We start from the raw sequence: 20,945 nt of genomic DNA, 5'->3' as shown, positions 1-20,945 counted from the left end.
AGAGATAGCAGACAGCATCAGGCGCCGAGTCTTCACTGAACGCTCAGGCGTGCGGCCTTCTGGTCGGCGTCGAAGATGAACTTGCGTGGCCAAGGCTGCCACTCCTGGCCCAGGCCTGCGTGGTTGGGGTTGCCGGTGTGCACAAAGGCGCGCACGCTGTCCATCATCACGCCCGAGAGCGCCTGGCGCCCCGGCTGGTTGGCGGTGCTGTTGGCCGCCTTGGCCAGCAACGAGGGGCCGAAGTTGCCAAACACGAAAGGCAGGTCGAAGCCATGCGCCGCCCCATACACATCCGCCCAAGGCGCAGGCTGCTGGGCCCAGTTGAACTGGTAGCTCCACACCTCGGTTTGCTGGGCACGCAATGTGCCCAGCAGGTTGTCACGGCTGGGCTCAAAAAACACGCTGCCCAGCAGCTTCATGCGTGCGTTGTAGCCTGTGGTGGGCGCAGTGACTGGCAGGTAGGACGGGTCGATGATGTCGGCCACCGAAAGCGTGGTCGGCGCGTCTGGATTGAAACCCTGCGTCATCGCAAAACGCTCGGCATCGCTGATCTTCAGGCCCGGCTTGCCCCCCAGCAGCGCGAGAAACGGTGCAAAAAGCTTGGCCTCGTCCAGGGTGTAGCCTGACAACACTGGCACCTTGTGGTAGTGGCCAGCCGCTATCTCGGCAATCGGATTGGCAGGCACCACCACACCATCCGGAATCGGCCCGGAGCCCGTCAGCCCCTTCTGCAGCACGGTTTGCAGCAGCACACGGCCGTCCTTGCCACGCAGGTAGCTTGCGGTTTGGGCAGGCGTCCAGCCCGCCACCAGCGCCGCTGCGGCCGCGGCGTCGGGCGCGAGGCCGTCGGCGAGTGCCAGGGCGGCCAGCAGTGCCCCCGACTGGGCGGCGTATTTGGACGCCGGGTTGAGCGTGGGAATGGAGCCCGCAGGCAGGTTGCTGGCCAGCGAGATGCCGCCACTGATGGGCACGATCTTGTGAAATAGGCCTGCAGCCTGCGGCGCCGTGAGCAACGCCAGCGCATTGATGGCGCCCGCAGACTGCCCCATCAACGTCACATTGCCCGCGTCGCCGCCAAACTTGGCGATGTTGCGCTGGATAAAGCGCAGGGCTGCGACGTTGTCCAGCAGGGCATAGTTGCCCGTGTACGTTTGGCTGCCGCTGTGCAGTTGCGGCAGCTGGAAGAAACCCAGCACATCAAGCCGGTAGTTGGCCGTGACCACCACGGCATTCGCTTTGCGCGCCAGCGCGGCGCCGTCGTACACCGGGTCTGCGGTGTAGCCCGAGATGGCGCTGCCGCCATGCAGGAACAACAACACGGGCAGCTTGTCTTGCGTGTTGGCAGGGCGCCAGATGTTGAGGGTGAGACAGTCTTCCTGGCCTACCGGGGTGCCCAGGGTCTGGCCGATGGTGTCATCAAACCGGTTGTTGGCACCCGGCCCGTACAGGCGCCCCATCTGCAGGCAGGCATTGCCAAAGCGCGTGGCATTGCGCTCGCCAGTCCAGGCGGCGGGCTCCACAGGCGGCTGCCAGCGCAGGTCACCCACCGGGGGTTGGGCAAATGGCAGCCCCTTCCAGGCGTAGGTGCCTGTGACAGCACCATCGTCCACGCCCCGCACGGTGCCATACACCGTCTCGCGCACTTCGGGTGCAGAGCCCGAACCACCACCACAACCAGCCAATGCCAACACAGCCACTGCGGCCCCGAGCCACGGCACACGCTTGCGCAAATTGATCATGTCTTGTCTCCTTTGGGGTTTTTAGGAATGGGTCGCACCTCAGCGAAGCGTCACACTTGCGGCAGGGCCCGACCTCGGCGACGATTGTGTGAATGCTTCGCCGCCAGCCCACTATCGCAACCACGCCAAAACAGTGACTTCAGAACACCATCCCCGCGTAAACCCTGAGCGGGCGCACCACCCATGAGCCACCCATGACACAGCGCACCAGCTCCGCTGCGTGGGTGCGCGGCATCGCAGACATGTTTGCCGCTGAGGGGTTGCCAGCGGTCGAGCTGTGCGCCGAGGCAGGCATCGATCTGCAGGCCTTGCAGCAGCAGCCACAGACACAGACGCGCGTGGACGTGGACCGCGTGAGTCGCCTGTGGGAAGCTGCAGCCACCCGCTACGGCCAGCCGGGCCTGGGCCTGGCGCGCGATCTGGCGTCACGCTACGGCAATGTGGACCTGGTGGGCTACGCACTGGCCTCCGGCCCCAACCTGCTGATCGGCTTCGAGCATCTGCAGCGGCAAATGGCCCTGATCTCGGACGCCACCACCTTTGAAATGAAGCGCGACCCGCGCGGCCAGGGCTACTGGCTGGCACTCAGCCACATCGGCGCCACCCGGCCCATTCCACGCCAGCGCATTGAGTTTGCAGTGCTCACCCTGTTCACGCTGTGCTGCTGGCTGACCCGGCGCGATCTGGTGCCCCTGGCCATGGACCTCACCACGCCACCACCGCACGAGGACAGCCGCTACCGCGCAGCCTTTGGGCTGCTGCCGCGTTTTGAGCAGCCTGCCAACCGTTTTCTGCTGTCGGAAGCCGACCTGCGAGCCCCCATCCCCACACACAACCCCAGCCTGTGGGCATTGCATGAGCGGCTGGTCGAGACCGAGCTGGGCCAGCTCGGCCAGACCCTGGCCAGCACCCGGGTGCGCACCGAAATCGCCCGCGTTCTGCACCTGGGCGAGCCCCGGCGCGAGGACATTGCCACACGCCTGCACCTCACTGACCGCACCCTGCAGCGGCGCCTGCAGGCTGAGTCCGTGAGCTACCAGCAACTGCTGGATGACACCCGCTGCGAACTCGCGCGCCAGCACCTGAGCGACGAACGCCGCAGCCTGGCCGAAATCGCCGACCTGCTGGGCTTTGCCGACCAGAGCAACCTGTTCCGTGCCTGCAAGCGCTGGTTTGGCATGCCACCCGGCCAGTACCGCGCGCAACTGCCGCAGGCGGAATCCGAAGCGGCGGCGCCCACCTCCTGAGCGCTGGAGGATTCGCAGCAACAACGCCGCATGGCCTTGCCCGCCTTGTGCCATCCACGGTGCGAGACAATTGGGGCCATGAATCTGAGCGCCGACCACAGCGAGACCACCACCGACCTGGGCCTGGCCTGGAACCACGCTTTTGCCGACCTGGGCCCCGCCTTCCATACCGAACTGCGCCCCACCCCGCTGCCCGCGCCGCACTGGGTGGGCTCCAGCCCCGACGTGGCCCGCCTGATCGGGCTCGACACATCCTGGCTGGGCAGCGATGAAGCGCTGCAGGCTTTCACTGGCAACACATTGCTGGCGGGCTCGCGCCCCCTGGCCAGCGTGTACAGCGGCCACCAGTTTGGCGTCTGGGCAGGGCAACTGGGCGATGGCCGGGCCATCCTGCTGGGAGAGACAGCCGGCGGCCACGAAGTCCAGCTCAAGGGCGCGGGCCGCACGCCCTACTCCCGCATGGGCGACGGTCGCGCGGTGCTGCGCTCCAGCATCCGCGAGTTCCTGTGCAGCGAGGCCATGCATGGCCTGGGCATCCCCACCTCGCGCGCGCTGTGCATCACCGGCTCGCCTGCGCCGGTGCGGCGCGAGGAAGTGGAAACCGCAGCCGTCGTCACCCGCGTAGCCCCGAGCTTTGTGCGCTTTGGCCACTTTGAGCACTTTGCCGCCAGCGGCCAAGAGGCCCAGCTGCAGACGCTCGCAGACTACGTGATCGGCCGCTACTACCCCGAATGCCGGGACACCCCGGACTTCAGTGGCAATGCCTATGCCGCCCTGCTGCAAGCCGTGAGCGAGCGCACCGCACGCCTCATGGCCCAGTGGCAGGCCGTGGGCTTTTGCCATGGGGTGATGAACACCGACAACATGAGCATCCTGGGCCTCACGATCGACTACGGCCCGTTCCAGTTTCTGGACGCGTTCGTGCCCGGGCATGTGTGCAACCACAGCGACACACAGGGCCGCTATGCCTACAACCGCCAGCCCAATGTGGCGTACTGGAACCTCTTCTGCCTGGCGCAGGCCTTGCTGCCGCTGATCGGCGACGAGGAACTGGCCAAGGCGGCGCTGGAATCCTACAAGACCGTGTTCCCTGAGGCGTTCATGGCCCGCATGCGCGCCAAGCTGGGTCTGGTGGCCGTGCGCGAACAAGACGCAGCGCTCATCGACGGCATCCTGCTGCTGCTTGCCAAAAATGGCGTGGACTACACGATCTTCTGGCGCCGCCTCTCGCATGCGGTGGGGCAGAACAACTTCGAGCCGGTGCGCGACCTGTTTGCCGATCGCGCGGCCTTCGACGCATGGTTGCTATCATATTCAGAGCTATCAGGAAATGATGGTCGGGCGGAAGCAGCTCATTTGATGCTCAAAACCAACCCCCAGTTCGTGCTGCGCAACCACCTGGGCGAACAGGCCATCCGTGCGGCGAAACTTGGCGACTTCAGCGAACTCCAAACCCTGCAGCGGTTGCTGGAGCGTCCCTTCGACGAGCACCCGGGACACGAGGCCTACGCCGCTTTCCCGCCCGACTGGGCGTCTTCCATCGAGATCAGCTGCTCATCATGACCTACCCTGTTCAAAAGACCGACGCCGAATGGCAAGCCGTACTGCGCGACAAGGGGGCTGAGCCCGTGGCCTTTCAGGTCACGCGCCATGCCGCCACCGAACGCCCCTTCACCGGCAAGTACGAAACACATTGGGCCGACGGCAGCTACCGCTGCATCTGCTGCGATGCCAAGCTGTTCGATTCGGACACCAAGTTCGACGCCGGCTGCGGCTGGCCCAGCTTTTCCGAAGCCATCCCCGGCGCCATCACCGAAATCGTGGACCGCAGCCACGGCATGGTCCGCACCGAGACGGTGTGTGCACAATGCGGGGCCCATCTGGGCCATGTGTTTGAAGATGGCCCGGCACCGACCGGCCTGCGCTATTGCATGAACTCTGCGTCGCTCGACTTCGAATCCGACAAGGGCTGACCGCCGAGAATTTCCCCGACTCCATGAAAATCCTGATCGACTTCTTCCCCATCCTGCTGTTCTTCGGGGCCTACAAGTTCTATGGCATCTACGTGGGCACAGCTGTGCTCATGGCGGCCACCGTGGTGCAGATGGGCCTGATCTACGCGATGGACCGCCGCCTGCAGACCATGCACAAGGTCACGCTGGTGCTCATCCTGCTGTTCGGCACGCTCACGCTGGTGCTGCAGGACGACCGTTTCATCAAGTGGAAGCCCACGGTGCTGTACGGCGCCATGTCCCTGGCGCTGGCCGTGGCCCTGTGGGCGATGAAGAAGAACTTCCTCAAGATGCTGCTGGGCAGCCAGCTCGACCTGCCCGACCGCGTCTGGCTGCGGCTGAATGTGGCGTGGATTGTCTACTGCGCTTTCATGTCCGCCATCAACGCCTATGTGGTGGTCAACTTCAGTACCGAGGCCTGGGTGGACTTCAAGCTCTGGGGCTACGTCTTCCCGCTGGTCTTTCTGGTAGGCCAGGGCATCTACATCGCGCCGCACCTCAAGGGCGACGAGCCTGCAGCCTGAGCCGGAGGATTCCCATGACCGATCTTTCCCTCGCCCAGCAGATGCACCAGACCCTCGCCCAGCGGCTGGTGCCCACCAGCCTCGAAGTGCTGGACGAAAGTGCCGCCCACGCGGGCCACGCCGGGGCCAACGGCACCGGTTTCGGCACCCATTTTCGGGTCCGGATTTCGTCACCTTTGTTTACAGGCAAGCCCCGGGTGGCGCAGCATCGCCTTGTGTATGATGCGCTGCAAGAATTTATTGACCAAGGCGTCCACGCCCTCGCCATTGAAGTTCTCTGAACCGGCCACAGATAGCACCGTGCCGGATTTCAGCTGGCACAAAACAACCTCTCATTTTTTGGATTTCGCATGAAGAAACAGCTCCTGTCCGGCCTCATGGCCGCTGCCGTGCTGGGCACGATAGCCCTGCCCGCTTCCGCCCAGAACATCGCCATCGTGAACGGCAAGGCCGTGCCCAAAGAGCGCGTTGAGGCGCTCAAGCAGCAGGTGGAGCGCTCGGGCCGCCCCGTGACGCCCGATATCGAAGGCCAGATCAAAGACGAAGTCATCACCCGCGAAATCTTCATGCAGGAAGCCCAAAAGCGCGGCCTGGAAGCTTCGGCCGACTACAAGGCCCAAATGGAACTGGCCCGACAGAGCATCCTGATTCGCGAACTCTTCGCCGACTACCAAAAGACCAACCCGGTGACCGACGCCGAGATCCAGGCTGAATACGACAAGTTCGTGGCAGCCAACGGTGGCAAGGAATACAAGGCCAGCCACATCCTGGTGGAGAAGGAAGCCGACGCCAAGGCCATCATCGCGTCCGTCAAGAAGGGCGCCAAGTTTGAAGACATCGCCAAAAAGCAATCCAAGGACCCAGGTTCTGGCGCCAAGGGCGGCGATCTGGATTGGGCCAATCCATCCAGCTATGTGGGCGAGTTTTCTGAAGCCCTGGTCAAGCTCGAAAAGGGCAAGATGACCGACGCCCCGGTGAAGAGCCAGTTTGGCTGGCACGTGATCCGTCTGGACGACGTGCGCCAAGCACAGCTGCCCAAGCTGGACGAAGTCAAGCCCCAGGTGGCCCAACAGCTGCAACAGCAAAAACTGGCCAAGTTCCAGGAAGACCTGCGCGCCAAGGCCAAGGTCGAGTAATCAGGCCAGACCGGCATCCGCAGGGATGCCCCTCAAAAAACGCGGCCCAGGCCGCGTTTTTTTATGCCCGCTGAAAATGATTCATCTGGCACCGGCAGTTCTCCCTAGAACCGCTTGTTCTTTCCGTGAGCCAGTCGGCAGTTACGACCTACCCAGCCACCAGGCCACCGCCATCAACAGTCCAATCATCACCGGTTGGTGAAGCATGTAGTAACTCAGGCTCCAGCGCCCCAGAACCGACAGGGGCCGAACGATGCCGGGCAGCGGCCGCGACAGCAGCACCGGCCGGTGGTGGGCCAGCACCCACTGGCCTGCAGCCAGCCCCCACCACATCACGCCCAACCAAGGGAAAACGGGCACATAGTCTTCAGTGAAAGGCTTGCGGGATACCAACCCCAGCCAGTTGAGGACCCGGCCGTTGAACCACGGTGCTGCCTCAATCCAACTGCCCGTAAGCAGATGCTGCGCCAGGGGCGGCAGGGCCACCGCCACCAGCCCCGCCAGCCACAGCCACCACCCCCAGCCAGATGTGCACCGGGCAATGAGCAGCATCACGGCCATCCCGTGCAAAACCCCGAAGTAGATGAAGCTCTGCGGAAACATGACAAAAGAGCCCAGCGTCACCAACAACGCGCAGCCCGCGATCTGCATCCAGCGGCGCCCGAAACGCAGCCACCCCTGCCCCTGCTGCCAAGCAATGGCCTGCCCCAGCCCAGCGCAGAAAAGAAAAAGGCTCACGATGAAGGTGCGCTGCGTGGTCCAGAACGGGTCCACACGGAAGTTCTGCGGCCAAAAACCAAAATGGCTCAGGTCAAAACAAAAGTGGAAGGCGGTCATCCACACCATCGCCAACCCTCGCAGGGCATCCACCGCGTCATAACGCTGGCCGGTGTTGGTCGGGGTGCCCGTCCATGGGCTGGAGGCGGAAGATGGGGAGACGGGCAGAGGACGTTTCATGGCGTGACCGATCAGACGGCAATTGAACGGATGCTCCCCAGGCTTCGGCTCCATCCGGGACGCCCCAATGGTAAGGACGTTTACCCCTGTCACTTGCTTGCCCCGCACCGCAACAGGCAAGAAAAAAGGCCTTGCAGCATATGCTGCAAGGCCTTCAAACATTGGTCGGAGCGGCGTCCGTCTTTTTGACGTCTAAAACAATCCACTGAGAATAAAAAACTATTTTAAATCAATAGGTTGCAGATTCCGTCTGTCTGCCGATGTCCAACCGATTCTCACCAAATCCAGATCTTTATGTGGGATAAGATGTGGGGCAGATAGTTCGACGGAGATAGCCATGCCAAGAAAAGCCAAGGAGCTGTCAGCGCTGGCAGTCACCAAGCTTAAAACCGAAGGCCGTCACGCAGTTGGCGGCGTGGACGGCCTGCATCTTCGCATTCTGGGCGGATCACGGGCATGGGTGCTGCGCATCGCCGTGGGCACGCGCCTGGGCAAAGATGGTCAAGCGACGGTGCACCGCAGGGACGTTGGACTGGGAAGCTTTCCCGAGGTGTCACTGGCCGAGGCACGCGAACGCGCCCGTGAACTCAGAAAACAAGTGCGTGATGGCATCGACCCCGTTCAGGAGCGCCAGACTGTCAAAGCCCAATCTGCCCTGGAGATCGCCAAAACCAAGACCTTCGAAGACTGCGCCACGGCTTACATTGATGCCAATCGCGCCGCCTGGAAAAACGACAAGCACGTCCAGCAGTGGACCAACACGCTGGCGACCTATGTCTATCCGAAATTGGGCCACCTGCCGGTAGCGTCGGTCGATACGGGAATGGTGCTGGACGTGCTCCAGCAATCCGTGGGCAAGCCCGGCGAAACCCTGTGGCTTAACAAGACAGAGACGGCCAGCAGACTGCGGGGACGCATTGAATCCATTTTGGATTGGGCGGCATTTCGGGGATACCGCCAGGGAGACAACCCGGCGCGCTGGAAAGGCCACCTTGAACACGAGCTACCCGCTCGCAACAAAGTGCAAAAGGTCGAGCACCATGCGGCACTGCCCTATGCCGAGATGGCCGCGTTCATGGCTGAGCTGCGATCCAAAGAAGGCGTCTCCGCCCGCGCATTGGAATTTGCGATCCTCACCGCAGCACGCTCAGGCGAAGTACGTGGCGCCAAGTGGTCAGAAATCGACCTGCAAAACAAAATCTGGACAATCCCCGCCGAGCGCATGAAAGCTGGCAAAGAACATCGAGTGCCTCTCGCCAGCCAAGTTATAAAGCTGTTGAAGGATCTGCCGCGTGAAGAAAACACCGAGCACGTCTTTCTCGCACCCAGGGGAGGACAACTCTCCGATATGTCCTTGACGGCCGTATTGCGTCGCATGGGGCAAAGCGGTCTAACGCAGCACGGATTTCGCTCCACCTTTCGGGACTGGGCTGGGGAGACAACCACTTATCCCCGTGAAGTGTGCGAGCACGCTCTGGCACATAGATTGGCTGACGGCGTTGAAGCAGCCTACCAGCGGGGCGACCTTTTGGCTAAGCGTGCAGGGTTGATGTCCGACTGGGCCAACTATTGCAATTCACCGCCTGCCAACTGAGCGGCCAGCGGCAAATACAAGTGTTTTGAAACTGAAAGCAGCCTGTGTCGATCAACGACACAGGCTGCTTTTTTTATTCGGTAGGCTCGGGTGAGCCTAACAGCAATTGCCTACGGCTGAGGCGTTCACGGATGTATGTTTCTTTTTCGGCTTCGGCATTGATGATTAGCTCGATTATTTCTGTGCGTGTCAGGTGATGTTTTGCAGCTAGCTTTTCAAGCTTTGATACCGTTTTCTCTGCGAGGACAAAGTTGCATTGTCTCTTGTTCTTGGAATTTTCTCTGCGCTGTTTTTGAGCCCACATGTTGTTGGCTTTTTTATTGAAAAGCTCTTTGGCTGACTCGGTAAATGCAGGGTTATCAAAAAATTCCAAAACGCCTTCATAGGTTTTGAAAAACGGTCGATTTTGGGTTATTTCGGGATTCTTTTTTGTTAGCCACTCCCAGAAAAATTCAATTCTGGAACTTGCATCGTTCCTATTTAACCATGAAAAATACCGGTCTGTTTTGGTGTGATTTTGCCAAATTAATTGCAAACTTTCAATGAAATTTATTTTTTCGTCAATCGTTGAAAAGTAATGTGCAGAAAAATAGTCCAAATATGCAATGCTTAGATTTCTTCCCGTCAAGTGGCGAGGTGGGAATGGGTTGGTTAATGGTTGATGATGCATTCCTGCTTGCGCGGCTTTTTCTTTGAAAGCTGAAATATGCAAGACCAGTTGATAAATTAACCAGTGTGATTGACGTTGACTGTCTTCAATCCAGCTTAAGTGTGTATCGGGGACTAATTTGACTGGCGCCCATTGGCATCCTCCACTAAGGGTGCCAATGTTTTTTATGAATGAGGCAAGCTCATCTCTATTGAATGTTGATATCGAATGAATGTCAATAAATTGTTTATCGCTTTGCGCCAGCGCAAACCATAGCAGTGAGTGAATTCTGCTTGACTCAATGGGTGTGCCAATGATCCGTGCAAGCTCATCGTGTACTTTAAATGGCATTCAAGATTCTCGGAAGAGGTTCTTTAGATACATGGATGATTTCCTTCTGATGAATTATAGATTGCATCTAGATAGGTTGCTAGATGCTTTTAGCTGTGAATTCCTTAGCTTGGTAGGCGTCGTTGGGGTTACGCGTTGTTCACAGCCCTGGCCACGGTTCCTCATCGGGGCTTCTTGCCCACTAGCGAACGCATCCCAAGCGACGAGTGCCGCTCCCCTCATTGAAGGTGTTTGGAGGCCACCGCCGCATCGTATGTGAACGCCACCGCCGACCCCCCAACGCGGAGACAACGGCCAAGGCGCTCCTACACATAAAACTATGGTGCAGCATGCTAGATACCGGCAATGCCCTGCTGGATCCCGGGGATCTGCTCACGCTTGATAAAAGGGCTTATCAGCTCGGCCTCTTGGAAGAGGTATTCGATCTTCCTGATCTGGTCACGGAAGATGCCACATTTGAAAATCAGCTGTACGGCAGTTGGTGGGTTTTTGCAGTATTGAGCGTATTCGAGAACGCGTCAGCATCATGCGGCTTTGATCCTTCGGGAAGCTGCACGCTCAGGGGTTCATGCACGACGCGATAGTGGTCGTATGGCAATACGGAGTCATCAAGTGTAAAAAATCATTATGGGACGCATGCGTTGGACAAACTACTTCGAGTGAACGCCATGCGTATCTTGCGACTACCTGCAGTGAGTGAATTGACGGGACTGCCACGGTCCACGTTGTATCTGTACATGAGTAAGGGCCTCTTCCCCAAGCCCATAAAGCTCGGCGTCAAATCTGTCGGCTGGATCCAGGAGGAGGTGGATCGGTGGCTGCGCCAGAAAATGGAATCGCGGCTTTCTTAAGCCGATTCCTATTTTTCCAGAGCAGATTGGCCATTGATTTTTATGAATAACCCCAGAGATTGGCTATTTTGGTGTGCCCATGTTGCTGTTGTTCTGGACTGTTTTTGCCTCGGTATTGGTAGTATAGATAGATATAGAGATATGGACAACCTATGCCGGTAATACACCCAGGCGCGGCAAATATATCAGCCACCGCGCAGTCAAGGGGGCTTATGTGAGGTGAACGTGTTTTACAGTGATTTTGAGATAAACAAGAATCATCGCCTGTACATTGATGGGGTGTACCAGTCGTTGCCCGTGATGAATGGGCACTACCCCATGATTGAGGAGTATCTTCGGGTATTGCATGAGGTGCTGGACAAGGCAATTCATCAGTATCGAAGAGTTTTTGCCTTCAGGGTGGATCTGCATTTTCCTGCCGAAACCAGGGGTCGTCACGATGAGTTCTGCAACTCTGTCGTGTCCAGGTTCATCGAATCATTCAAGGCCAAGATTCGGCATAACCGTGCGGTGGCTTCCAAGACGGGCTCCTACACTCATGGAACCAAGGTGCGTTACTTCTGGGTCAGGGAGGTTGGTGGCTGCGGGAGGGTTCACTACCATGTCGTTTTCCTCCTGAATGGGGATGCTTTCAACTGGCTGGGTAGCTACCAGTCATCGGCAGCGAACATGGCCCATCGAGTTTGGGAAGCGTGGTCCAGTGCTTTGGGCGAGAGCGTGGAGAGGTCCAAGATCCTGGTGCACTTTCCGGAGAATCCGTCGTACATGATCCTGCGCGATGATCCCGAGTCATTCGCTGCGTTCTTTCATCGTGCCAGCTATCTTTGCAAGGCAAGGACGAAGCAGTATGGGGAGGGGCGCCACGGTTACGGGGCAAGCAGGAACTGAGTTGCAGTGTCCGGTGACGAACGGGGTGCTGCATACAGAGTACTTATCCACCCTATCGCAGACGCGTTCTCCTCGCCCGGTGCGTGTAAGATGTACAAAATTTTGCACCATCTTCGTCAACCGGAGGCCCCCATGGCAATCTCAGTCAGCGACGTGATCCCCCTGTCCCACGCTCGTGCCAACTTTTCTGAGCTGGCTGAGGATGTCAGGGGTGGTGCTGAAAAACTCATCACCAAAAACGGTGAGGCCTACATCGCCATCATTGACGCGAAGCGGCTCGACTACTACCACCAGCTAGAGCGCGAGCGCATCCACCTGCTGCTGATCGACGAAGCATCCAAGGGCCTGGATGACGTGGCGGCAGGACGCACCCAAGATGCGCGCGCAGCACTGACAGCCATCAAGAAACGACGCGCAGCCGCTTGAGTAACGTTGGCATCAGATGACCAACCGCGTGACCATCAAGCTCACCGCCAACTTCGAGCTGAACCTGGCCGACATCGAACAGTTCCTGACCGAGGCAGAAGCTCCTCAGGCATTCGACGGACTGATCGACGAGTTGCTCGGCACGGTGCTGCCCAACTTGGAACGGTTTCCAGAGCTAGGCCGACCTTTTTTCAACCGTGCTGTCGGCTCTGCTGAGGCCACCAACGCCACTGCCGCACTGAAATCCAAGCTGGCTGCTCTGGTGGGCACCTCGTTGACCAGCTTGCGTGAGTACGTGATGAGCCACTACCTGGTGCTGTATGTGCAGGTTGAAGACACCCTTTTCCTGCTGTCGATCAAGCACCACAAGCAACTGTCATTCGACTTCGAGGGGCATTGGGGAGGCGGTGCGTGAGCGAAGCAAAAAGAATCAACGGGATGTCGAGCGAGGGGGGGCGCAATGAAGTTTGTCAGTAACGCTGGATCTGATCGGGTTTTGGACCTGATCCGTCCGTGGCTCAAGCCCAACCATCGGATGGACATGGTGTCGCCATCCTTCTCGCTCTATGCCTTCTCCGAAGTCTTGACTGAGCTGCCTCACCTGTCGAATGCACGCCTGGTGGTGCCACCAAGCTCTACTGCCCCGACCAAGGGCGCAGAGCAGGAGCAACTGGGCTTGTTGGGGACGGCGGCTGACAGAGCCTCCCGAAACAAGTTGCAAGCTCCCTGGCTTGCGAGAAAGTTGGCTGCCTGGCTTGAAAGCAAAGCCGATGTTCGTCACGCCAGCGGTCCCATTCCCCAGGGCACGTTGGTTCTGAGGGATTCACAAGGCTCCGCACAACAGGCTGCACTCGGCTCCTTTTCGTTCAGCAGCGAAGGCTTGGGGGTCACCCCAGGCAACCCTCTCAGCTTGATTCAGGCGTCCGAAACCCCTGCTGAAGCGCAAATGCTCAGCCAGTGGTTTGACATGCAATGGGCCACGCTGAAGGAACACCCCCAAGCTAAAGCCGACCTGATCGCAGCGGTCAAAAGCCTCTCTGCCCATCGAGACGCCACCAGCGTGTATGCGTTGATGCTGCAGCGCCTGTTTGCCTCCAGCGGTGACGGTCTTGACGAGGAGCGCATCGTCAAATCGGCCACAGGCATTCGCAACACAGTGGTTTGGAAGAAGCTGTACAAGTTCCAGCGGGATGGCGTCGTGGGGGCCATTGACAAGCTGGAGCGGTTTGGCGGCTGCATCATCGCTGACAGCGTTGGCTTGGGGAAAACGTTCGAGGCGCTGGCGATCATCAAGTACCACGAGCTACGCAACGACCGAGTGCTGGTGCTTTGCCCGAAACGCCTGCGGGACAACTGGACGCTCTACAAGGCCAACGACCGGCGCAACGTTCTAGCTCCTGATCGCCTGAACTATGACGTGCTCAACCACACCGATTTGTCACGTGACGGCGGTCATTCCGGCGACATCGACCTGTCCCACATCAACTGGGGCAACTACGACCTGGTGGTGATCGACGAGTCGCACAACTTCCGCAACAAGAAATCGCCCCGCCAAGGCAACGAGACCCGGTATGACCGGCTGATGCGAAAGATCATCCGCGAGGGTGTGAAGACCCGTGTGCTGATGCTGTCGGCCACGCCGGTCAACAACCGTTTGGCCGATTTGCGAAACCAGATCTCCTTCGTCACAGAAGGCGATGACACCGCCTTGTTTGAGCACGGCATTGCCAGCATCGACAGCACCACACGGCGGGCGCAGAAGGCCTTCAACCGCTGGCTTGAGTTACCCAACGAAGAAAAGACACCTTCGCTGCTGGTGGAGATGCTTGGCTTTGACTACTTCGCCTTGCTCGACCACCTGACCATTGCCCGCTCCCGTCGTCACATTGAAAAGTACTACGGCACGAGCGAAACAGGCCGCTTCCCTGACCGCTTGTCCCCAATCAACATCAAGGCGGATGTAGACCGGGCTGGCGAGTTTCGCTCGATCCGGGACATCAACCTGGAAATCAAGCGGCTCAACCTCGCCGCCTACGCTCCGCTGCGCTATGTACTGCCCCACAAGCAGGCTGCCTACGACGCCAAGTACAGCACCCAGATTCGTGGTGGCGAGAGCTTCTTCCGACAGGTGGACCGAGAAGAAAGCCTGATACACCTGCTGCGCGTCAACGTGCTCAAGCGCATGGAAAGTGCGGTGTCGTCATTTGCATTGACGGTGCATCGCCAGCTTAAGGACGTCGAAAAAACACTGGCACAGATCGAAGCGCACAGTGAGGAGATCGAAGAGCTGGACATCGAAGACGTGGACATCGATGACCCGGCCTTTGAAACTTTGCTGGTTGGTCGCAAGGTCAAGGTGCTGTTGGGCGATGTTGATCTGTTGCGCTGGAAGCAAGACCTGATCGAGGACCGCAACCGCCTTGCCACGCTGTATGCGGCGGCAGAGCAAGTCAGCATTGCACGCGACGACAAGCTGCTGAAACTGCGGGAGCAAATCGCCAGCAAGTGCAAGAACCCCATCAATCCCGGAAACCGCAAGGTCATGGTGTTCACGGCTTTCGCCGACACTGCCACCTACCTGTACGAGCAACTGGCTGGATGGGCCAAAGCAGAGTTGCGTCTTGAAACGGCCTTGGTCACCGGGTCTGGTCGCAACCAAACCACCCTTCCCAGCTTGCGGCGTGATCTGACGAGCATCCTGACAGCCTTCTCGCCACGCTCGAAAGAGCGCCCCGAGGAGTTGGCCTGTGAAGGCGAAATCGACTTGTTGATCGCCACGGACTGCATCAGCGAGGGCCAGAACCTGCAAGACTGCGACTGGCTCATCAACTACGACATTCACTGGAACCCTGTTCGCATCATCCAGCGTTTTGGCCGCATCGACCGCATCGGCTCCACCAATGGCCGCATTCAACTGGTCAACTTCTGGCCCAACATGGAGCTGGAGGAGTACATCAACCTGGAGCAGCGCGTCAGTGGCCGCATGGTGCTACTCGACATCTCCGCCACAGGCGAGGAAAACATCATCGAGCAGCAGTCCGGCAACCAGATGAACGATCTGGAGTACCGGCGCAACCAGTTGCTCAAGCTGCAAGAAACCGTCATCGATTTGGAAGACCTGTCCAGCGGCGTTGCCATCACCGACCTGACACTCACCGACTTCCGCATTGACCTGGCCGAGTTCGTCAAAGCGCATCCCGGCAAGCTGGAGTCCCTGCCATTGGGTTGCTTTGCGGTCACCACCAGCATCGATGCAGAGATACCCCCTGGCATCATTTTTTGCCTGCGGGCAGAGGATGCGGCGGCTGAAAAAGCCATCGATCCCGGCTACCCCCTTGCGCCGCATTACTTGGTGCACGTGGGGGAGGACGGCACCGTGCTGTTGGCCTACACGCAAGCCAAGCGCATCTTGGATCGGCTCAAGCGCCTGAGCCTTGGCCGAGACCTGCCTGACGCATCCGCGTGCGCCCAGTTCGACCGTGCCACCAAGCAAGGCGAAGACATGCGCCACGCACAAAAGCTCTTGTCTGCCGCAGTGTCATCCATCGTTGGCAAGTCAGAAGAGCGGGCTATCGCCAGCTTGTTCTCCCCTGGCGGCACCCATGCCATGAAGGGCGAGTTTGCTGGCTCGAATGACTTTGAAGTGCTGGCCTATCTGGTGGTTGTCCCCGGCCATGCCCAGGGAGCGGAGGCGTGAGCGGTACCCCTGAGCACCTGACTCCCGAGCAGATTCTTTCCGGCATGAGGCTTCCGCCGTCTGCCATGGTGAATCAGCGCGTGCCAAAAAAAATGCTGATTGAATCGGGGGCACCAACCGCTGCCGACAAACGACTGATTTCGGACGGCATCGAAGACATTCATTGGCTTGCCGCGCTAAAGCCCGTGACAGTTGGCATCCCAGCGTACCAAGACGCGGTGCGGGACTACCTCGAAATCGCTGTCCTGAACATTAACTTGCGCCCCTTGGGCAAGGCGAGCCGCATCGCTGAGCTGGTTCACCGCGCCATACCGTATCCCACTTTTTTGACGATCCGCTGCGAGGACGAGTTGTGCATCTCCTTGGCACATAAACGCTGGGCACAAAACGAAGCCGACAAGACGGTGTTAGACGGTGATTTGTTGGAAGTCAGCTTGGATTCCTCATCGCAGCCAGATCTGTTGCAACGGTTCACCAGTGCCCTTTCTCTCGACCAGCAGCCTCACCTGTCCCTCCATGCGCTGTATCAAGGCTGGATGGACACCGTGATCGCATTAAAGGCTGCGCTCATCACGGGCGTCTTTTCTGCATCCCTTACCCCCGAACAGGCGGCTGCGCGGCATCAAGCACTTCTGCATGTTAAAAAACTGCAGGCTGAAATTGCCCGGATCAAGGCTATTGCTGCCAAGGAAAAGCAAATGTCACGGCAGGTTGAACTGAATATGGCGCTCAAACGTCTTGAGAAAGAAAAGACCGAACAGCTCGGGCTGCTCGGCATGGAGAACACATGAAGATTTCAACCATCCTCGACCACATCGACAGCGGCCACATGGCCTTGCCAGAGTTCCAGCGCGGCTACGTTTGGAGCGGCGATCAGGTGCGAGGTCTGTTTGACTCCCTGTACCGCCGCCACCCCGTGGGTGGGCTCCTGGTTTGGGCGACAGAGGCCAAGACTGCAGCACATCGCGGCGATGGCCCTGTGGTCTCCGGCATCGTCAAACTGCTGCTCGACGGCCAGCAACGGATGACTTCTTTGTACGGCGTGATCCGTGGCAAACCGCCTAGATTCTTCGACGGCAACGCCAAGGCATTTTCTGGTCTGCACTTTCATCTGGAGAACGAGACGTTTGCTTTCTACCAGCCATTGAAAATGGAAGGTGACCCGCTCTGGGTTGACGTCAGTGCCTTGATGCAGGCTGGCACCGCTGGCTTGGGCGGGTTTGTCACCAAGCTCACTCAACAGCCTGAGCTGGCGCCCAAAATCGGTGTCTATGTAGGGCGCTTGAGCCAGTTGCTGGGCATCTCCGATGTGGACCTGCACATCGAAGAGGTCACCGGGGCCGACAAGTCCCTGGATGTGGTGGTGGATATTTTCAACCGGGTGAACAGCGGCGGCACCAAGTTGTCCAAGGGCGACCTGGCCCTGGCGAAGATCTGTGCCGATTGGCCGGAAGCCCGCGCCACCATGAAAACCAAGCTGAAAGCCTGGGCACAAGCTGACTTCAACTTCAACCTCGACTGGTTGCTGCGCTCTCTGAATACCGTGCTGACCGGCGAAGCCAAGTTCAGCCACCTCGACGACAAGACTGCCGATGACATTCAAGACGGCTTGAAGCGTTCCACCAAAGCGATTGACACCGCCCTCAACCTGATCGGTGGGCGTCTTGGGCTCGACCACGAGCAAGTGCTTTTCGGCCGCTTTGCCATACCAGTCATGGTGCGCTTTCTCGACCAAAACAAGGGTCAACTGGATGAGAAACAGCGTGACAAGCTGCTTTTCTGGTTTGCACAGGCCGGCATGTGGGGGCGCTATTCCGGCAATACCGAATCCACCATCGATGAAGACCTGGCGGCCTTGGAAAGCGGCGGCATTGATGGGCTTTTGACCAAGCTGCGCTTTTGGCGTGGCGGCCTGCGCGTAGAGCCCGAGCATTTCACCGGCTGGAGCCTCGGGGCACGCTTCTACCCCGTGCTGTACATGCTCACCCGGATGGGTGGTGCCCGTGACTGGGGCACCGGCATCGAACTCAAAGCCAACCTGCTGGGCAAGATGAGCAAGCTAGAAGTGCATCACATCTTCCCCAAGGCGCAGCTTTACAAGCTCGACCACAAGCGTGCCGAGGTGAACGCCCTGGCGAACTTCTGCTTCCAGACCAAACAGACCAACCTGGAAATCAGCGACCGCCTCCCCGAAGAATACTTCGCCGAGTTCGAGAAACGCCATCCTGGTGCGCTGGCTACGCAGTGGATACCGATGGACACAGAACTCTGGAAGATGAAGAACTACCGCGACTTCCTGGAAGCGCGCAAAGAGTTGCTAGCCGCTGAAGCCAACAAGCGCATGGAGGAGTTGCTGCATGGTGAAACGCATTGGCTGGAGGGGGCCGCTGCGAGGAAGCCGCTGAGCACCCCGGTGCCTGGAGGCGTGAGCAGCGACGCGGAAGAGGCGCAACTGACGGCCTTGAACGATTGGGTTGCCAGCTTGGGGTTGGCGCAGGGCGAGATGAACTTTGACTTTGCTGACCCGGTGACTGGTGAGCAAATGGCCGTCTTTGACCTGGCCTGGCCGAACGGCATTCAAGAAGAGCTGTCAGCGCCTGTGGCCGTTCTACTCGACGAGTCAGCAGAAATGATCGCGCTGGCGAGCGGTGCTGGCTACCGCTGCTTCACCTCCGCAGCAGCCTTCCGTGATTACATCGAAAAAGACATCCTGGCGCTGGAAAAAGCTGCCTGACGCACGAAACCATGACCATGCAAAAAATAGAAGCTCAAAGCCCTGAAGCGCAGTCCGCGAACATCGTGGCCGACAACATTGCCAAGCTGCGGGCCATGTTTCCCGAACTGTTGACAGAAACCGGAGGAACTGCGGCCATCAATGTGGACGTGCTGAAGGCGCTGGTGGGTGATGCCACTGCCTACGACGGGGATGAGAAGTACGGCTTGAACTGGCATGGCAAACGCAAGGCGCGGCAAATTGCGCTGACGCCGAGTACCGGCACCCTACGCCCTTGCCCGGAGGAAAGCGTAGATTGGGAAACGACGCAAAACCTGATGATCGAGGGTGACAACCTTGAGGTGCTAAAGCTGCTGCAGAAGAGCTATGCGGGCAAGGTGAAACTCATCTATATCGACCCGCCTTACAACACCGGCAAGGACTTTGTTTACCCGGATAACTTTCAAGACAACATCGAAAACTATCAGCAGCTGATGGGGTGGCGGGACATTGGTGGAGAAAGAATCAGTTCTTTGGCATCTCGTAAGAATACGGAGGCCAGTGGGCGTTTTCATACCGACTGGCTAAACATGATGTATCCGAGACTGAAACTCGCTCGGTCGTTGTTGAGTCAAGATGGGGTTGTTTTCATTTCTATTGATGACCGTGAGCTAAATCATCTCCGTTCATTGGCTAATGAAATTTTCGGTGAAGAAAATTTTGTTGCAAATATCAGTGTTGTGAACAACATGAAGGGACGAAATGATAAGAAGCATATTGCTGCCTGTCACGAATATGTAGTGGTATATGCAGCGCCTAGTTTCGTTTCAAATGGGTTGCCCTTGACGGAAGAGCAGCGGGCTGCCTTCAAATATACCGATGATAAAGGTTTTAAATACGCGCTTCGTGACCTTCGCAAACGCGGTGGTCCAGATAGACGAGAAGATCGACCCAAGATGTTTTTTCCGATTTATTGGAACGAAAACCAGGGGACAGTTTCATTAGAGCGATCCTCCGATACTGATATAGAAATCTTACCTATGCGCGGCGATGGATCGGAAGGGTGCTGGAGATGGGGGATCGAAAAAGTCAAAGCTCACTTGGACTGGATGCATCCTAAAAAATCGACGCGAAATGGTCGCTTGGATGTTGAGCATCGAGTTTACCTTGACCCCTCAATTGCAGTAGATGATGAGCCCGATGAAAGTGATGATGACGATGAAGAGAGCATCGAAAGGACTTCTAAGCCAAAATCAATCTGGTTGGGTGGCGAGTTCTCAACCGATAGTGGCAAGAGGGCTTTAAAAGAATTGCTGCCAGGCGAGTCTTTTGATTTTCCGAAGTCAATTGATTTTTTGCGTACCTGTATTTTGCTTGGCACAAGCGGCACAGATATTGTTCTTGACCTTTTCTCTGGATCGGGCTCAACGGCTCAGGCTGTCATGCAGCAAAATGCCATTGATGGGCAATCTAGGCGATTTGTGTGTGTTCAGCTGCCTGAACCTCTTGATCCCACTGATAAAGGACAAAAGGCATCAGCGAACGTTTGTGATGCGCTTGGGCTAAAACGCAATATTGCCGAATTAACCAAGGAGAGAATTCGTAGGTCTGGGGCGAAAGTAAAGAATGAAAATCCCATTTTTTCGGGTGACGTTGGGTTTAGGGTCTTCAAGCTCGACACCTCCAACATCCGTGCATGGAGCCCCAAAGCCAATGACCTCAAGTCCTCCTTGCTAGATCACCTTGAACACCTCGAAGCGGGCCGTTCCAGCGACGACATTCTTTACGAAATCCTTCTCAAGCTGGGCTTGGACCTCTGCGTTCCCATCGAAGTACGCGAAATCGCGGGCAAGCAGGTCAGCAGCGTCGGCGCGGGCGTGCTGATGGCTTGCCTGGCTGAAAGCATCAAGGCGTCTGAAGCGGAGGCGCTGGCACTGGGTATGGCCGCCTGGCGCGAGGAGCAAGGCACCGTGGGTGACACCACAGCCGTCTTCCGGGACAGCGCGTTCGAGAACGACATTGCCAAGAGCAATCTGGCCGCCGTCTTGGAGCAGCACGGCGTGAAGCACGTGCGCAGCTTGTGATGCATGGACGCACCACTGTTCATACGCTTCTGATGGAGTCGGTTGTCAACCGCTGGTCGGTAGCGGACCACCGACGC

19 protein-coding genes are annotated in these 20,945 nt (G+C 58.3%); 16 read left to right on the top strand and 3 right to left on the bottom strand.

All coding sequences use genetic code 11. The features are described from left to right. Positions 1-32: 32 nt before the first annotated feature. Positions 33-1,739, bottom strand: coding sequence for a carboxylesterase/lipase family protein (locus tag ACSQ3O_RS11285; RefSeq protein WP_436138932.1), 1,707 nt, complete (start codon positions 1,737-1,739; stop codon positions 33-35). A 194-nt stretch (positions 1,740-1,933) separates the two neighbouring features. Between ACSQ3O_RS11285 and ACSQ3O_RS11280 the strand changes: the two genes are divergently transcribed. From ACSQ3O_RS11280 to ACSQ3O_RS11255, 6 genes are all read left to right on the top strand, one after another. Then, the gene (locus tag ACSQ3O_RS11280) at positions 1,934-2,986 is read left to right on the top strand and encodes an AraC family transcriptional regulator (protein WP_249368001.1); all 1,053 of its coding nucleotides are present in this window, start codon (positions 1,934-1,936) and stop codon (positions 2,984-2,986) included. 78 nt (positions 2,987-3,064) lie between these two features. After that, complete coding sequence (locus tag ACSQ3O_RS11275) at positions 3,065-4,549, top strand: protein adenylyltransferase SelO (RefSeq protein ID WP_436138931.1); 1,485 nt, start codon at positions 3,065-3,067, stop codon at positions 4,547-4,549. Next, the gene (gene msrB, locus ACSQ3O_RS11270; protein ID WP_436138930.1) at positions 4,546-4,959 is read left to right on the top strand and encodes a peptide-methionine (R)-S-oxide reductase MsrB; all 414 of its coding nucleotides are present in this window, start codon (positions 4,546-4,548) and stop codon (positions 4,957-4,959) included. The genes ACSQ3O_RS11275 and msrB overlap by 4 nt, the downstream gene beginning before the upstream one ends. Before the next feature lie 23 nt (positions 4,960-4,982). Further along, positions 4,983-5,522, top strand: a complete 540-nt coding sequence (locus tag ACSQ3O_RS11265; RefSeq protein WP_137746530.1) for a septation protein A — start codon at positions 4,983-4,985, stop codon at positions 5,520-5,522. A 14-nt stretch (positions 5,523-5,536) separates the two neighbouring features. Then, on the top strand, positions 5,537-5,803 hold the full coding sequence (locus tag ACSQ3O_RS11260) for a BolA family protein (RefSeq protein WP_298452186.1): 267 nt from the start codon (positions 5,537-5,539) through the stop codon (positions 5,801-5,803). Positions 5,804-5,872: 69 nt separating this feature from the next. Continuing rightward, the gene (locus ACSQ3O_RS11255; protein ID WP_436138929.1) at positions 5,873-6,658 is read left to right on the top strand and encodes a foldase protein PrsA; all 786 of its coding nucleotides are present in this window, start codon (positions 5,873-5,875) and stop codon (positions 6,656-6,658) included. A 141-nt stretch (positions 6,659-6,799) separates the two neighbouring features. Here the strand turns inward: ACSQ3O_RS11255 and ACSQ3O_RS11250 are convergent, their stop codons facing one another. Next, a complete protein-coding gene (locus tag ACSQ3O_RS11250) occupies positions 6,800-7,615 on the bottom strand; it encodes a DUF1624 domain-containing protein (RefSeq protein ID WP_436141111.1) in 816 nt (271 codons plus the stop codon). 337 nt (positions 7,616-7,952) lie between these two features. On the opposite strand from ACSQ3O_RS11250, the gene ACSQ3O_RS11245 reads away from it, so the two are divergent. Then, positions 7,953-9,209, top strand: a complete 1,257-nt coding sequence (locus tag ACSQ3O_RS11245; protein ID WP_436138928.1) for a tyrosine-type recombinase/integrase — start codon at positions 7,953-7,955, stop codon at positions 9,207-9,209. Positions 9,210-9,282: 73 nt separating this feature from the next. Here the strand turns inward: ACSQ3O_RS11245 and ACSQ3O_RS11240 are convergent, their stop codons facing one another. Further along, a complete protein-coding gene (locus ACSQ3O_RS11240) occupies positions 9,283-10,209 on the bottom strand; it encodes a hypothetical protein (RefSeq protein ID WP_436138927.1) in 927 nt (308 codons plus the stop codon). 329 nt (positions 10,210-10,538) lie between these two features. Between ACSQ3O_RS11240 and ACSQ3O_RS11235 the strand changes: the two genes are divergently transcribed. From ACSQ3O_RS11235 to ACSQ3O_RS11195, 9 genes are all read left to right on the top strand, one after another. Continuing rightward, on the top strand, positions 10,539-10,793 hold the full coding sequence (locus ACSQ3O_RS11235; RefSeq protein WP_436138926.1) for a hypothetical protein: 255 nt from the start codon (positions 10,539-10,541) through the stop codon (positions 10,791-10,793). Between the two features lie 84 nt (positions 10,794-10,877). Continuing rightward, entirely contained in the window at positions 10,878-11,060 is a 183-nt protein-coding gene (locus ACSQ3O_RS11230; RefSeq protein WP_436138925.1) for a helix-turn-helix transcriptional regulator, read from the top strand. 219 nt (positions 11,061-11,279) lie between these two features. Next, positions 11,280-11,948 (top strand): inovirus Gp2 family protein, encoded by a 669-nt coding sequence (locus ACSQ3O_RS11225; RefSeq protein WP_436138924.1) that lies wholly within the window; start codon positions 11,280-11,282, stop codon positions 11,946-11,948. A 132-nt stretch (positions 11,949-12,080) separates the two neighbouring features. Further along, positions 12,081-12,374 (top strand): type II toxin-antitoxin system Phd/YefM family antitoxin, encoded by a 294-nt coding sequence (locus ACSQ3O_RS11220; RefSeq protein WP_436138923.1) that lies wholly within the window; start codon positions 12,081-12,083, stop codon positions 12,372-12,374. 28 nt (positions 12,375-12,402) lie between these two features. Beyond that, complete coding sequence (locus ACSQ3O_RS11215) at positions 12,403-12,789, top strand: type II toxin-antitoxin system RelE/ParE family toxin (protein ID WP_436138922.1); 387 nt, start codon at positions 12,403-12,405, stop codon at positions 12,787-12,789. 45 nt (positions 12,790-12,834) lie between these two features. Further along, a complete protein-coding gene (locus tag ACSQ3O_RS11210; RefSeq protein WP_436138921.1) occupies positions 12,835-16,071 on the top strand; it encodes a helicase-related protein in 3,237 nt (1,078 codons plus the stop codon). Continuing rightward, on the top strand, positions 16,068-16,862 hold the full coding sequence (locus ACSQ3O_RS11205) for a DUF4391 domain-containing protein (protein WP_436138920.1): 795 nt from the start codon (positions 16,068-16,070) through the stop codon (positions 16,860-16,862). The genes ACSQ3O_RS11210 and ACSQ3O_RS11205 overlap by 4 nt, the downstream gene beginning before the upstream one ends. Further along, complete coding sequence (locus ACSQ3O_RS11200; RefSeq protein ID WP_436138919.1) at positions 16,859-18,805, top strand: GmrSD restriction endonuclease domain-containing protein; 1,947 nt, start codon at positions 16,859-16,861, stop codon at positions 18,803-18,805. The genes ACSQ3O_RS11205 and ACSQ3O_RS11200 overlap by 4 nt, the downstream gene beginning before the upstream one ends. 17 nt (positions 18,806-18,822) lie before the next feature. Further along, positions 18,823-20,868 carry a site-specific DNA-methyltransferase gene (locus ACSQ3O_RS11195; RefSeq protein WP_436138918.1) on the top strand — a complete coding sequence of 682 codons (2,046 nt, stop codon included), beginning with the start codon at positions 18,823-18,825 and terminating at the stop codon, positions 20,866-20,868. Positions 20,869-20,945: the final 77 nt, after the last annotated feature.

It is taken from the genome of Acidovorax sp. LjRoot74, from assembly GCF_964254355.1.
Taxonomy (GTDB): domain Bacteria; phylum Pseudomonadota; class Gammaproteobacteria; order Burkholderiales; family Burkholderiaceae_C; genus Acidovorax.
This window is presented reverse-complemented; position numbering and strand designations above follow the sequence as displayed.

What these genes read in the sequence shown, in the direction of transcription:
- ACSQ3O_RS11285 (WP_436138932.1), bottom strand. Translation starts at nt 1,739, where the DNA reads ATGATCAATTTGCGCAAGCGTGTGCCGTGGCTCGGGGCCGCAGTGGCT.
- ACSQ3O_RS11280 (WP_249368001.1), top strand. Translation starts at nt 1,934, where the DNA reads ATGACACAGCGCACCAGCTCCGCTGCGTGGGTGCGCGGCATCGCAGAC.
- ACSQ3O_RS11275 (WP_436138931.1), top strand. Translation starts at nt 3,065, where the DNA reads ATGAATCTGAGCGCCGACCACAGCGAGACCACCACCGACCTGGGCCTG.
- msrB (WP_436138930.1), top strand. Translation starts at nt 4,546, where the DNA reads ATGACCTACCCTGTTCAAAAGACCGACGCCGAATGGCAAGCCGTACTG.
- ACSQ3O_RS11265 (WP_137746530.1), top strand. Translation starts at nt 4,983, where the DNA reads ATGAAAATCCTGATCGACTTCTTCCCCATCCTGCTGTTCTTCGGGGCC.
- ACSQ3O_RS11260 (WP_298452186.1), top strand. Translation starts at nt 5,537, where the DNA reads ATGACCGATCTTTCCCTCGCCCAGCAGATGCACCAGACCCTCGCCCAG.
- ACSQ3O_RS11255 (WP_436138929.1), top strand. Translation starts at nt 5,873, where the DNA reads ATGAAGAAACAGCTCCTGTCCGGCCTCATGGCCGCTGCCGTGCTGGGC.
- ACSQ3O_RS11250 (WP_436141111.1), bottom strand. Translation starts at nt 7,615, where the DNA reads ATGAAACGTCCTCTGCCCGTCTCCCCATCTTCCGCCTCCAGCCCATGG.
- ACSQ3O_RS11245 (WP_436138928.1), top strand. Translation starts at nt 7,953, where the DNA reads ATGCCAAGAAAAGCCAAGGAGCTGTCAGCGCTGGCAGTCACCAAGCTT.
- ACSQ3O_RS11240 (WP_436138927.1), bottom strand. Translation starts at nt 10,209, where the DNA reads ATGCCATTTAAAGTACACGATGAGCTTGCACGGATCATTGGCACACCC.
- ACSQ3O_RS11235 (WP_436138926.1), top strand. Translation starts at nt 10,539, where the DNA reads ATGCTAGATACCGGCAATGCCCTGCTGGATCCCGGGGATCTGCTCACG.
- ACSQ3O_RS11230 (WP_436138925.1), top strand. Translation starts at nt 10,878, where the DNA reads ATGCGTATCTTGCGACTACCTGCAGTGAGTGAATTGACGGGACTGCCA.
- ACSQ3O_RS11220 (WP_436138923.1), top strand. Translation starts at nt 12,081, where the DNA reads ATGGCAATCTCAGTCAGCGACGTGATCCCCCTGTCCCACGCTCGTGCC.
- ACSQ3O_RS11210 (WP_436138921.1), top strand. Translation starts at nt 12,835, where the DNA reads ATGAAGTTTGTCAGTAACGCTGGATCTGATCGGGTTTTGGACCTGATC.
- ACSQ3O_RS11200 (WP_436138919.1), top strand. Translation starts at nt 16,859, where the DNA reads ATGAAGATTTCAACCATCCTCGACCACATCGACAGCGGCCACATGGCC.
- ACSQ3O_RS11195 (WP_436138918.1), top strand. Translation starts at nt 18,823, where the DNA reads ATGCAAAAAATAGAAGCTCAAAGCCCTGAAGCGCAGTCCGCGAACATC.